We start from the raw sequence: 12,377 nt of genomic DNA, 5'->3' as shown, positions 1-12,377 counted from the left end.
AGGGCCTCGGTGTCGACGCGCTCGATCCACACAGGGGTTCACTGGCTGGAGGAACCCAGGTCCCGGATGCACCGGTCGAAGCGTGTGCCGTCCGTGCTGTGCGTCTGCTGGGCGGGGGTGAACCCTGCCCGCTGCGCGACCGCGGCAGATGCGGGATTCTCCGGCTCCACCTGGATCAGCGCCTCCACCCCCTCCTCACTCGCCGCGTACCGGCAGGCCAATCGCCTGCGAGGAATCCTGCCCGCCCCGGCGCCGTGCGGATCGCCATCCACGCCGGAGATGACGAGACCGGCATGGGCTTTCTGTACGAGATCCCCAACGACACACTGGCACCCGCCTACATCCCCGGCATTCTGCGCACCGTCCTGACCGGACTCCAGATGTGCAGCGTCCCGATCGCCCTGGCATCATCGGCGTCGACATTCGCCTGGCCAACGCGAGCACCGCTCTGATCGCCTCGATCTCCTTCCTGATCGAGGAAGAGCAGTACCCGAAGCCGGTGACGAGTGCGGCATCGGTATCGAGCGGGCCGTGGCCCCGAGGCTTCAGACGAGGAGCCTCACGGTGTAGCGGGCGCCGTATCGGCCGGGTGCGAACGGCTGCTGGGTGCCGCGACCGAGAAGTCGACCTTGAGTGCGTAGCGGTGGGCGACGTAGGAGCTGACCGTGAATTCGAGGGGGTTGCCGTGCTGGTCGACGATCGAGCGGGTCTCGACGAGCATCGGCGTGGTGGGGTCGACGTCCAGTTCGGGTGCGTCCCGGTCGGCCGTGCGTGCGGTGAGGACGGAGGAGCCGAGGGTCGGATGCAGTCCGAGGCGACGCAGGGTCTGGTGCAGTGAGCCGGACTCGAGGTCGGCGGTGAGCAGCGCGTCGAGGGTGGCGGGGAACACTGCGTGTTCGATGGCCACCGGCAGGTCGTCGAAGTACCGGACGCGGTTGATGGCGACCACGGACGCGGGTTGCGTGGTGTCGGCCGGGTAGAGGGCGGCGGATTCCTGGGGGGAGGCGGGGCGTACCGCGGCCTCCAGGACTCGGGAGCGTGGCGTCCGACCGCCGGCCAGGGCCTGATCGTGGAAGCTCAGCAGGGTGCCGACGGGGCGGGCTGCCGGGGCCTGGCGCACGAAGCTGCCCCGCCCGGGCACTCGTTCCAGCAGACCGTCGCGTTCCAGTCGGACCAGGGCGGCGCGCGCTGTCATCCGGGAGACGCCGAACTCCTCCGCGACGCGAGATTCCGAGGGGAACGGGTCGCCGTCGGCGGCGGCTTCGAGACGTCGGCGCAGCTGCTTCTCGATGCGCTCGTAGAGCGGTTGCGACGCGGCCATGGCGGGTGTGTTCCTCCTCGGTCGAACGGGTGGGTCAGCAGATACCAGTGTGACGCCGATCGACACCGTCCCAGGTGCTGTATAGGCTGTATATACAGCTTACCCGAGGTGACTCTGAGGAGAGTGCTATGTCCGTGGCCTCGATCGACGTCCCGCGCTGGGAAGGGCCCCTGCCCTCGCGCGACGAAGTGGCGAAGATGATCGACCACTCGCTGCTGCGACCCGAACTGAGCCTGGCCGAAGTCCAGGACGGTCTGGCGACCGCGCTGGAGCACCGCACGGCATCGGTGTGTCTACGGCCGGCCGACGTCCCGATGGCAGCTGACGTGCTCCGTGGCAGCCAGGTCGCCGTCGGCACGGTCGTCGGCTTCCCGCACGGCAGCAGCACCACGCGGGCGAAGGTCTTCGAGACCACCGAACTGATCTCCCTGGGGGCGGAGGAGATCGACATGGTGATCAACATCGGTCGCCTGCGCGACGGTGATGTCGCGTTCGTCCAGGACGAGATCGCCGCCGTCGTCCAAGCCGCCGAAGGCCGCCTCGTGAAGGTGATCTTCGAGAACGCCTACCTCGACGACCGGCAGAAGACGGCCGGTTACCTGGCCGCCGAGAACGCGGGCGCGGCATTCGTGAAGACCAGCACCGGGTTCGCCCCCGGCGGGGCGACGGCCGCCGACATCGCCCTGATGCGGCGCACTGTGTCGTCCCGCGTGCGGGTGAAGGCCGCGGGAGGCGTCCGCACCCTGGACGCCCTCCTGGAACTCCACCGACTCGGCGCGACGCGCTTCGGAGCGACGGCCACCGCGGCGATCCTCGACGACCTGGAAGGCCGCCGCACCGGCAGTCCGGCCGCTGAGAGCGCGGCCGACCATCTGATGGGCGACTACTGAACGCGATCGCGTCGACGTCGCCGTAGGCGCTCGGAGAGAATCCCCGTCACCGTCCCCACGGCGATGATGACCGGCCAGGCGGGGTGGCGTCCTGCCGCGCCGCCGCCTGAAATCACGAGCGCGGAGAACACGACCGCGATCACACTGGCGACGCTGACGACCTTGAGCGCCCCCCGCGTCAGCGCGCGAAGTCGCCGCTCCTGCCCGTGGCGCAGCGGAAGGTGCCCTAGCCCCTGGAACAAGAGCCGGTCCCGTCTTCGGGCCGCTGCCGGCCCTGCTCCGTGACCTCTGTGGCTGTGCAGGGGCTGGACTGATGAGCGGATGAGGCCAGTAGTCGTTCCCGGCGTCGGGCTGCGGCTCCCGTGGCGGGGAGGGTGGGGGAGCGGTGCTGGGTGGCGTCGCCTGCACTGCCACGGTCGGCGTGGTCGTCGGCGCGGGTTCGACGGCCGGCTCGGGTAGGGGCGGGGAGGTCGGCGGCAGGAGGGTCTGAAGCCGGGCCGCAGCAGCGGCGGAGACGAGTCGGCTGTCGTCGTCCACCATGCGCCGGATCTCGTCGAGGGCGTGCCGGCGTACGTGTTTGTTGCCGATCCGGTGCAGGTGGGCGAGCCCGTCGAGGGCGCCGAGCCGGTCGGTGGCGATGGGGCTGGCCAGCGCGTGGCGCAGGTGCGTCGGCAGGGTCCAGTTGATGTTCCGGGCGATGACGATGCGGCCCTCGACGTTGTCCTGCTTCTTGGGCCGTTGCTGCGGCATTTCGTCGACGACCCGGTCGTGCACGTAGCTGTACAGCTCGTCGAGGGTGATGTCCCCGTCGCCGTCGAGATCGGCGCTGCCGTCCCGGAGACCGGATACCAGGTGGCGGGTGAACACCGACTGTGCGGCCGTGCCGTGCGGTTGGTTGTCCTCGAACGAGTACTGGGTGGCGTCGGATGCCGTCAGCACGGTCCGTCCCCGGCCCTGGAACCGCTCCAGCGCGTGCACGTCGGTGTCGGCCTTGGCGGTACGCCCGGCGGGGAAGGCGCCGCTGTAGCAGCAGTCGAGGATGAGCACCTTCTGCCGGGACATGCAGTCGGACATGGCCTGGTCGATCTGCTCCGCGGGCAGCGACGTGAACAGCAGACTGCCGCGGCGGGTGTTCGTCGTCGCCAGATAGAGCCGGCCGTCGTCGTCCTTCAGGCCGTGGCCGGTGAAGTACAGCAGGGTGAGGTCGTCACGCCGTCGGTCACGGTACAGCTCGCCGATGGCCTCACCGACCCGGTAGTACGGTTCGTTGATCAGCGTGGTGCCCTCGAACCCCGCGATGTCCGCATCCAGGACCGCAGCGGACGCCTCCGCGTTGTGCGCCGGGGCGGTCAACGCCCGCAGCCCGTCGTCCTGGTACTCGTACGTGGCGATCAGCAGCGCCAGCCGGCGGCCCATGGCTATGCGCCGGTGCGGGGGCGGGCGTACGTATCGATCAGTTCCGCGACGGACGACGGCAACTGCAGCACGCGATCCGAACCGGGTCTCCCTGGTCCATGGTTCGTGGAATCCTCGACGCGCATGAGTCCCCCGATTGCATAGCGTCCCCTGCCGTACCTCCAGCCCGTCTGCCTGGGTGAGGGCTTGGGCTGCGACGCGCACCTATTCGTGCCGGGCCTTCGGGTACTCCGGGCATTACGCAGGCAACTGAGACGAGTCGGTGTGCTCGGCGCTGGGCCGTGGGCAGGCCAGACAGCGGAAAGATGTCGAAGAATTCGGTGCGTCATGGAAAGCGAAGAGAGGGATTCCTGTGGTGTAGGAAAAGAACCCCGCTCCGAGCGCGGCACGTCAGTGCTTGAAGACGTCCTTCGTCTTCTCCTTCGCCTGGCGCGCGTCGCCCTTCGACTTCTCCATCTGCCCCTCGGCCGCCATCTGCTCGTTGCCCACCGCGCGGCCGACCGTCGCCTTGGTCTTGCCCTTCGCCTGCTCCATCTTGGCCTTGGCCTTCTGGTTTCCGGCCATTGTCCTTCACTCTCCTAACCGAATGCGGCGTCGTTGTCCGCCCACTTCGGGTACCCGTGTGCGGCGGGAAAACGCGCCCAAGAGCGTTGAACGGCTGTCGACGGGTCCTGCGGTTTCTCCGGCGCATGCGTGGGCAGTCGCCGGGTTGTCCTGCTGAGGTACCACCGCCACCTGCCCACAGCGGCCACCGGGAGGAGCCGGCCGAGGGCGCTCTCGCTTTTCGCCCGATGACGGTGTGTGACGAGCTACCGGAACAGGTGATGAGCGTGACCCGCGTACAGCACTCGCATGACGACGCCCCCGACACCATGGCCGACTTCCGCCTGCTGAGAACCCTTCCGGAGGGACCTCGACGGGACGGGCTGCGGGACCAGGTGGTGAGGGCCTGGCTGCCGATGGCTCACCGGATCGCCACCCGCTACCGCGACCGGGGCGAATCTCTCGAGGATCTGCGCCAGGTCGCCGCGCTGGCCCTGGTGAAGGCGGTGGACGGGTTCGACCCGGATCGGGGAGGGGCGTTCGCGAGCTACGCGGTACCGACGATCACGGGCGAGCTGCGCAAGCACTTCAGGGACCATACGTGGGTACTGCGGGTGCCGCGCCGCACCCAGGAGCTGCGCCGGCGGGTCATCAAGGTCTCTCAGGAGCTCGCCCGGTCGGGCGGTGCGTGCTCGGCCGCCGACATCGCCGCGCGTACCCACCTGGGGACGGACGAGGTACGCGAGGGGCTGTCGGCCCGGAACGCGTACGCCGTGCTGTCACTGGACGTCGAGCTGGCAGTGGACGGAGCCGGTGGTGGAAAGACGCTGGCGGACACGCTCGGAGGACCGGACCCCGGCCTCGAGACCGTGGTGGACCGAGAGTCGCTGCGACCGTTGATCGGAGCGCTGTCCGAGCGGGACCGGCGCATCCTGTATCTGCGGTTCTTCCGGGGCATGACGCAGCAACGCATCGCTGCGGAGTACGGAGTCTCGCAGATGTACATCTCCCGCGTCCTGAACCGCATCTGCGCACAGCTGCGGGAGCAGGCACTGGCCGACGCCGCGTGACCGCCCGGATGGGCGTACGACGCGGGGATGACGGAGGGAACGTGGTGGAGGATCGTACGGATTCCGTTGCACGGGGTCGCGACGAGACCGAGGAGGAGAGGGCGGACCGGCGGTGGAGCGAGCTGCTCCAGGAACTGCGAGTTGCCCAGACCGGCGTCCAGATTCTCTTCGGCTTCCTGCTCACCGTGGTCTTCCAAGTCCGTTTCACCACTCTGTCGGACGCCGAACGGACCATCTATCTGGTGACGGTGGTCTTCGGAGCGGCGGCGACCGGCGCTCTCATCGGGCCGGTCGCGGTGCATCGCAGCCTGGCGGGCCGGCATCTCAAGCCGCAGACCGTGGACTGGGCCGCACGGCTGGCCATGACGGGTCTGCTCCTGCTGTTGTGCACGATGGCGAGTGCCCTGCTGCTGATTCTTCGGGTGGCGCACATGGGCGAGGTGGCGGGCTGGATCGTCACCGCGATGCTCCTGTGGTTCGTGGTGTGCTGGTTCGGCATTCCGCTATGGGCCCGGGCTCGTGCCACCGCGGCCAAGGACGCGGGGGAGCCGGCCGCCCGTGACGGGGACGGTGACAGCCGATGAAGGTGGACCCTCGTCGGGGCCGGGCGCCTCGGTGATGTCCAGGAACACATGCTCGGCCTGCGGCCACTCGCCGCTGATCCGCTGTTTGATCCGGACACAGACCAGCTCGACCTCCTCGCTGTCGAGCCCCGGTGCGAGATCGACGCGAGCGGCGACCAGCAGGGAGTCCAGTCCCAGTCGCATGGTCAGCAGTGCCGCGACCCGGTCGATCTCGTCCTGCGACGCGAGGAAGTCGTGGATCCGGTCGCGCAGTTCCGTGTCGACCGCCTCGCCGATCAGCTGGTCCCGTGTCTCCCGGGCCAACCGATAGGCCACGCACACCAGGAGGAGGCCGATCCCCATGGACGCGCCCGCCTCCCAAGCCACCTGGCCGGTCGCCAGGTGGAGCGAGATACCGCCCGCCGCGAGGAGCACACCGGCCACGGCCGTCGAGTCCTCCGCGATCACCGTGCGCAGAGCCGGGTCGGCCGCTCCCTCCCGGTGCCGACGCGCCTGGTACAGGGCGCGGACCAGGGAAGCACCGTCGGCCAGCAGCGCCACCCCGAGCACCGCGAGTCCCGCGAGGTAGCCCTTGAACGACTCCTGTTGGTCCATGCGCAGGGCCTGGACGCCCTGGTACACGGAGAAACAGCCGCCCATGACGAAGATCCCGACCGCGGCCAGAAGCGCCCAGAAGTAACGCTCCTTGCCGTAGCCGAACGGATGACGGTCGTCGGCGGGGCGCCTGCTGCGGCGTACCGCGATGAGCAGGAACACCTCGTTCAGGCTGTCCGCGACCGAGTGCGCCGCCTCCGAGAGCAGCGCGGGGGACCCGGCGAAGAGCCCGGCGACCGCTTTGGCCGCGGCGATCACGAGGTTGGCTGCGAGTGCGACCAGGACGGTGACCCGAGTGCGTACGTCCCGGGCCGTGGAGCTCCGATCGCGCTGCCCGTCCGTGCGCGTCACCAGCGCTGCCCTCCAGCCTTGCCGTGCGGTCTTCGCGTTGCGCGTCGGTTCAGGGACACGACGGTGACGGTGCGGAGGTCTCGAGGTCTCGCCCTCCGCTCCGGCGAGGATCCGGCACCGGTGGCCAAGGCCCCGGCGTCGGCCTCTCACCGGCGACTGCCCCGGTGCCCGCCGTTCATGCGGGCGGCGGAAGGCCTCGGTGGCAGGACGGGCGGGTAAAATCCGGAGACGTACGAACGCATGTTCCGGGACGCCCGCGTGACGGCGAAACGGAGGTTGCCTTGACCAAAACTGCGGGGCCCGCCGGAGCGTCCGCCGACTGGGCCGATTCCGGATTCACCGGCCTGGCCGCGGAGATCGAGCGGCTCCGGGCCGACTACGCACGCCGCCATCTGACCGATCTGGCCACGGGCGTTCTCGCCGTCCAGCTCGGGGTCTCCATCGCAGAGGCGGCCGCGCATCTCGATGCTCTGGCCCGGGCGACCGGACTCTCGCCCGCGGATCTCGCCGCGGACGTCGTGAACTCGGTCGCGGCGCCGGGCGACCAGCCTTACGTCCCGAGTCCGGTCCCGCCGCTCCAGACTCGGCACCAGCGCCGCACCGCCGCGGCCGCCGAGGCGACGGACAGCGTCGGGGACGCGGCCCGGACGCTGCTCGAGGGCGCCCTCGACCCGCTCGGGGCGGACAGCCTCTGGCTGTGGCGGTCGGTCGCCTCCGGCAGCCTGAGCCTCGCCGGGCACGCCGGGGCCGGGGCCGCGGAGGCCGCGGCCTGGCGCTGGATCTCGCCGGCCTGTCCCGAGCCGTTTCGCACCGCCCTCGACGGCAGTGCTCCCCTGTGGCTGGAGAGCGGTCCGGACGAAGGCTGCCCGCTGCCCGGAGTACGGGCGGACGCGGCCAGGGCCCTGCTGCCCCTGAGGCGTCAGGGGGAGATGGTCGGCCTGGCGCTGGTCGGCTGGCCGGGTCCCACACCGTTCGACGCCTCGCTACGGCGCGCTGTCACCGACCTGATGGGCATGGCGATAACCGTCCTGGACCGCCCGGACAGCCCGATGCCGGACGTGCCCGTTCTGGTCGACCTGCTCGACGCGCTCACCCGGCCGGCGGCACTGCTGCAGACGAGCGAGGTGTCCGGAGCCGTGATCGTCGAACACGTCAACGGAGAGGCGGTCGCCGCTCTCGGGGGAGCGCTCTCGGCCGGTGACAGGCACCTGTCGCGTGTCTTCCCGCTGGCCCACCAGGCCCTCGGCCGGCTGGTCCAGAGGGCCCGGCACAGCCGCCGTCCGCAGCGGGCCGCCCGGCTGCCGGCGACCCCCCGCCCGGAGCCGCACGGGGCGCCCGCACCGCTGCTGGATGTCCGGGTCCTGCCCGCCGGGGACGCTCGGTACGTACTCCTGTGGAACACCGTGACCGACTCCGGCCTCGCGACCGGTCGCGCCGTTTCCCGGCTGCAGAGCGTCGCCACCTTCCAGGACAGCCTGACCGGCGGCGAGACCGTGTGGTCCGAGCAGGCCTACGACATGTTCGGGATGGGACGGGACGACGCTCCCGTGCCCCTGCTGGCGCTGCGGGGACGGATCCACCGAGGGGACGACGGTGCCCTCACGGAACTGCTGCGATCACTCATGGACGGCAGGACGGGCGCGCAGTCCGTCCTGCGGATCGTGCGCCCGGACGGATCCGTGCGGCATGTGCGGGTGGCGGCGGAACCGCTGCTCGACGGGGAGACGGTCACCGGTTTCGTCGGGGTGTACCAGGACGAGTCGGTGATCCATCGCACGGAACTCGCGCTCAGCGCGACGTTCGACAGCCTGACCGTGGTCCGCGACCAGGCGGAGCTACGGCACCGACTGGCTCTCCAGCTCCAGCAGGCCATCGTTCCCGAGGCCCCCGCCCCCCAGGAGCTGCCCGGGGGCCTGGTGGTCGCGGCTCGGTACCGTCCGGCGGCGGAGGAGTACCAGGTCGGCGGCGACTGGTACGACGTGCTGCCGCTGCCGGACGGCAAGCTGCTGGTGGCCGTCGGTGACATCGCCGGGCACGGAATCGACGCCGTCACCGGCATGGTCGCGCTGCGCAACGCCCAGCGGGCGCTCGCCTTCACCGGCGGACCGCCCGGGCAGCTGATGGGGTGGCTCAACGAGGTCACGCTGCGCACCGGTGACGGGACCAGCGCGACAGCGGTGTGCGCCCTGTACGACCCGGACGCGCGGGACCTCGTCTGGTCGAGCGCCGGGCACCTTCCCCTCCTGCTGCTCCGGGACGGTCGCGCGCGGCTGTTGAAGACCCCTGAGGACATCCTGCTCGGCGCGGTCCCGTCGTTCCGCTACCAGGAGCGCCGCATCGCGCTGCGGCCGGGCGACACGCTGCTGCTGTACACGGACGGGCTGATCGAGCGGCGGCACGACGGGCTGGGCGTCGGGCTCGCCCGCCTCGTCGCCGCGGTGGACGAACTCGCGACGGGCGGGCATCTGGGGCCGCTGGTCGACGGACTGCTCGGTCTGGCCATGGGGGACACCGACGACGACACGTGCATCGTCGCCGTCGGGGTGCGGTGACCCGCGAACCGAGACGCGACCCGTCCCGCTCGTGAGCTGCTACGCGAGAGAGCGACCTTTCCCGGGAGCCGTCACTTCGCCAGTTGTTGACGGATCATGGCGAGCAGCTCCGCCTCGTCGATGGGCTTGGCCAGGTAGCCGTCGGCGCCGGCGGCCAAGGCGCTGGCACGATCGCCGGGCATCGCCTTCGCGGTGACCACGATGATCGGGACGTTCGCGCGGTCAGGGAGCATGCGGATCTTCTCGATCGCCTCGTACCCGTCCATCCCGGCCATCATGACGTCCATCAGCACGAGCTCGATGTCGTCGCGTTCGGTCAGCAGTTCTATGGCGCGGATTCCGCCGTCGGCGGTCACGACCCGCAGCCCGTGGGTCTTCAGGACTTCCGTGAGAGCGAAGACGTTGCGCTGGTCGTCGTCGACGACCAGCACGGCCGCGGCGGACTCTGCCGCGGAGACGCCAGGGGCGGACGGCTCCGGGAGCAGGTGCCCCCGGGATCGAGGGTCCTCGCCCGTGGCGGGCACGGCCGGTGCGGGTGGCTCCGTGTGCACGGGGAGGTACAACGTGAAGCGGCTGCCGCGCCCCGGTGTGCTCTCGACCCCGATGGCGCCGCCGATGAGCATGGCCACTTCCCGACTGATGGAGAGACCGAGTCCGGTGCCGCCGTAGCGGCGCGCAGTGGTGCCGTCGCCCTGCTGGAAGGCCTCGAAGATGTGCCGGAGGCGGTCGGCGGCGATGCCGATTCCGGTGTCGGTGACGCGGAAGGCGAGTACCGGTGCGGAACCGCGCAGATCGGTGGGCGCCTCGGCGGCGTCGGCGGGTTCGACGCTCAGCGTGACGCTTCCTTCGTCGGTGAACTTCAGCGCGTTGGAGAGCAGGTTGCCCAGCACCTGACGCAGCCGTGCCTCGTCGGTGGTGAGGGACTCGGGCACCTCCCGCGCCACGGAGACGGTGAAGTCGAGCCCACGCTCGTGCGCCACGGGACCGAACGCCGCCGTCAGGTGCTCCAGGAGATGCGACAGGAGGAAGGGCTCGTGCCGGACGTCCATCTTGCCCGCTTCCACCTTGGACAGATCCAGGATGTCGTTGATCAGCTGGAGCAGATCGGAACCGGCCGAGTGAATGACCTCCGCGTAGTTCACCTGCTTCTTCGTCAGGTTGCCCTCGGGGTTCTGGGCGAGGAGGCGGGCCAGGGTGAGCAGACTGTTCAGCGGGGTCCGCAGTTCATGACTCATGTTGGCCAGGAACTCGGACTTGTATCTTGAGGTACGGGACAACTGCTGGGCGCGTTCCTCCAGTTCCTGCCGGGCCTGCTCGATGACCCGGTTCTTCGACTCGATGTCCTTGTTGCGTTCGGCGAGCAGGGCCGCCTGCTCCTGCAGTTCCGCGTTGGACCGCTGGAGCTCCTGCTGCCGGGCCTGCAACTCCTCGGTCTTGGAACGGAGTTCGTCCGCGAGATTCCTCGACTGGGCGAGCAGCGCGTCGGTGCGCAGATTGGCCACCAGCGAGCTGAGCACGGCTCCGGCGCTCACGACGAACCGGCCGAGGAAGTCGCGGTGCAGGGCGGTGAAGCTGTGGAGGGCGGCGAGTTCGACGGCGCCGAGCACCAGATCCTCGACCACGATGGGCAGCACGACGAGTGCCGTGGGCTCCGCCGATCCGGCGGCGGAGGAGATGGTGGCGTACCCCGGGGGCACCGTGTCGACGACGAGGGCGCGTCTGTCGCGGGCGGCCTGGCCCACGAGGCCCTGGCCGAAGCGGAACCGGCGTGGCGTGCCGGACTCGGGCGGCTCGGCGAGCCCGTACGCGGCCGCCATGACCAACTCGGGGCCGTGCTCGCCCTCTTCGACGACGAAGAAGGCGCCGTACTGGGCCGAGACCAGCGGTGGCACTTCCGTCATGATCAGCTGGGCTATCTCGGGCACGCTGCGGGTGCCCTGGAGCAGCCCGGTGATCCGGGCCAGATTCGTCTGCAGCCAGTCCTGCTCCTGGTTGGCCCGGGTCGTCGCGCGCAGCGACTCGACCATGGCGTTGATGTTGTCGCGCAGTTCGCCCACCTCGCCGGGGGCGTCGGCGGTGATGGAGCGGGTGAGATCCCCCTCGGCCACGGCACTCGTGACCTCCGCGATGGCCCGGACCTGCCGGGTCAGGTTGCCGGCGAGTTCGTTGACGTTGTCGGTGAGGTCCTTCCAGGTCCCGGACACCCCGTGGACCGTGGCCTGGCCGCCGAGCTTCCCCTCCGTTCCCACTTCGCGTGCCACTCGGGTCACCTCGGCGGCGAACGACGACAGCCGGTCCACCATGGTGTTGATCGTGGTCTTGAGTTCGAGGATCTCGCCACGTGCGGCGACGTCGATGCGGCTGGTCAGGTCGCCCTGTGCGACGGACGTGGTGACCTGGGCGATGTTACGAACCTGATTGGTCAGGTTGTCGGCCATGAAGTTGACGTTGTCGGTGAGGTCCTTCCAGGTCCCGGACACCCCGCGGACCGTGGCCTGACCGCCCAGCTTGCCGTCCGTGCCGACCTCACGCGCCACGCGGGTGACCTCCTCCGCGAACGACGACAGCCGGTCGACCATGGTGTTGATCGTCTCCTTGAGCTCCAGGATCTCGCCGCGCGCGTCCACCCGGATCTTCTGGGTGAGATCGCCGCGGGCGACTGCGGTCGCCACATGCGCGATGGAACGCACCTGCAGAGTGAGGTTGTCCGCCATCGCGTTGACGCCGGTGGTGAGCTCATGCCAGGCCCCGCTCGTCCGCGGTTCGTGCACGCGGCTGCCGAGCACCCCCTCGTCGCCCACTTGTCCGGCGACCCGGGTGACCTCGGAAGTGAGCAGGGAGAGCCGGTCGACCATGTCGTTGTAGACCACGGCGATGTCGCCGAGGGTTCCGGCGGCATCCTCGGGGAGCTGGACGGAGAGATCTCCGTCCCGTACCGCGGTGAGTCCGACGAGCAGCCGACGCAGGCCGTCCTCATCCGAGCCGGCGGCGGCCGGGGCCGGGCCGAGGCGTGCTGCTCTGCGCTTTGCCATGAGAGCACCTCGTACGAGCGGGCG

The 12,377-nt window shown here is 70.1% G+C and carries 10 protein-coding genes and 1 pseudogene; 5 read left to right on the top strand and 6 right to left on the bottom strand.

Going from position 1 to position 12,377, the window contains the following annotated elements:
* Positions 1–38: 38 nt before the first annotated feature.
* A complete protein-coding gene (locus ACIRVH_RS26375; RefSeq protein ID WP_403957557.1) occupies positions 39–188 on the bottom strand; it encodes a hypothetical protein in 150 nt (49 codons plus the stop codon).
* A 66-nt stretch (positions 189–254) separates the two neighbouring features.
* On the opposite strand from ACIRVH_RS26375, the gene ACIRVH_RS26370 reads away from it, so the two are divergent.
* Positions 255–452, top strand: coding sequence for a hypothetical protein (locus ACIRVH_RS26370; protein WP_403957553.1), 198 nt, complete (start codon positions 255–257; stop codon positions 450–452).
* Between the two features lie 107 nt (positions 453–559).
* Here the strand turns inward: ACIRVH_RS26370 and ACIRVH_RS26365 are convergent, their stop codons facing one another.
* Positions 560–1,321, bottom strand: a complete 762-nt coding sequence (locus ACIRVH_RS26365) for a GntR family transcriptional regulator (protein ID WP_403957550.1) — start codon at positions 1,319–1,321, stop codon at positions 560–562.
* Between the two features lie 128 nt (positions 1,322–1,449).
* On the opposite strand from ACIRVH_RS26365, the gene deoC reads away from it, so the two are divergent.
* On the top strand, positions 1,450–2,211 hold the full coding sequence (deoC, locus tag ACIRVH_RS26360) for a deoxyribose-phosphate aldolase (RefSeq protein WP_403957547.1): 762 nt from the start codon (positions 1,450–1,452) through the stop codon (positions 2,209–2,211).
* Between the two features lie 792 nt (positions 2,212–3,003).
* Here deoC and ACIRVH_RS26355 read toward each other — a convergent pair.
* A pseudogene (locus ACIRVH_RS26355) lies at positions 3,004–3,627 on the bottom strand (caspase domain-containing protein); the annotation flags it as partial.
* A 390-nt stretch (positions 3,628–4,017) separates the two neighbouring features.
* Entirely contained in the window at positions 4,018–4,191 is a 174-nt protein-coding gene (locus tag ACIRVH_RS26350) for a CsbD family protein (protein WP_403957544.1), read from the bottom strand.
* A 260-nt stretch (positions 4,192–4,451) separates the two neighbouring features.
* Between ACIRVH_RS26350 and ACIRVH_RS26345 the strand changes: the two genes are divergently transcribed.
* Positions 4,452–5,240, top strand: a complete 789-nt coding sequence (locus ACIRVH_RS26345; RefSeq protein WP_403957540.1) for a SigB/SigF/SigG family RNA polymerase sigma factor — start codon at positions 4,452–4,454, stop codon at positions 5,238–5,240.
* A gap of 8 nt (positions 5,241–5,248) precedes the next feature.
* Entirely contained in the window at positions 5,249–5,824 is a 576-nt protein-coding gene (locus tag ACIRVH_RS26340) for a DUF6328 family protein (protein WP_403958002.1), read from the top strand.
* Here ACIRVH_RS26340 and ACIRVH_RS26335 read toward each other — a convergent pair.
* On the bottom strand, positions 5,744–6,769 hold the full coding sequence (locus tag ACIRVH_RS26335; RefSeq protein ID WP_403957537.1) for a cation diffusion facilitator family transporter: 1,026 nt from the start codon (positions 6,767–6,769) through the stop codon (positions 5,744–5,746). The genes ACIRVH_RS26340 and ACIRVH_RS26335 overlap by 81 nt on opposite strands.
* Before the next feature lie 281 nt (positions 6,770–7,050).
* On the opposite strand from ACIRVH_RS26335, the gene ACIRVH_RS26330 reads away from it, so the two are divergent.
* Positions 7,051–9,321, top strand: a complete 2,271-nt coding sequence (locus tag ACIRVH_RS26330) for a SpoIIE family protein phosphatase (protein ID WP_403957534.1) — start codon at positions 7,051–7,053, stop codon at positions 9,319–9,321.
* A gap of 71 nt (positions 9,322–9,392) precedes the next feature.
* Here the strand turns inward: ACIRVH_RS26330 and ACIRVH_RS26325 are convergent, their stop codons facing one another.
* Positions 9,393–12,353 (bottom strand): HAMP domain-containing protein, encoded by a 2,961-nt coding sequence (locus ACIRVH_RS26325; RefSeq protein ID WP_403957531.1) that lies wholly within the window; start codon positions 12,351–12,353, stop codon positions 9,393–9,395.
* Positions 12,354–12,377: the final 24 nt, after the last annotated feature.

This window comes from Streptomyces sp. NPDC101165, from assembly GCF_044768135.1.
Classification (GTDB): domain Bacteria; phylum Actinomycetota; class Actinomycetes; order Streptomycetales; family Streptomycetaceae; genus Streptomyces.
Note: the sequence above shows the minus strand (reverse complement) of the source record. Positions and strands in the feature narration are given on the sequence as shown.

What these genes read in the sequence shown, in the direction of transcription:
- deoC (WP_403957547.1), top strand. Translation starts at nt 1,450, where the DNA reads ATGTCCGTGGCCTCGATCGACGTCCCGCGCTGGGAAGGGCCCCTGCCC.
- ACIRVH_RS26345 (WP_403957540.1), top strand. Translation starts at nt 4,452, where the DNA reads ATGAGCGTGACCCGCGTACAGCACTCGCATGACGACGCCCCCGACACC.
- ACIRVH_RS26350 (WP_403957544.1), bottom strand. Translation starts at nt 4,191, where the DNA reads ATGGCCGGAAACCAGAAGGCCAAGGCCAAGATGGAGCAGGCGAAGGGC.
- ACIRVH_RS26325 (WP_403957531.1), bottom strand. Translation starts at nt 12,353, where the DNA reads ATGGCAAAGCGCAGAGCAGCACGCCTCGGCCCGGCCCCGGCCGCCGCC.
- ACIRVH_RS26340 (WP_403958002.1), top strand. Translation starts at nt 5,249, where the DNA reads ATGGGCGTACGACGCGGGGATGACGGAGGGAACGTGGTGGAGGATCGT.
- ACIRVH_RS26365 (WP_403957550.1), bottom strand. Translation starts at nt 1,321, where the DNA reads ATGGCCGCGTCGCAACCGCTCTACGAGCGCATCGAGAAGCAGCTGCGC.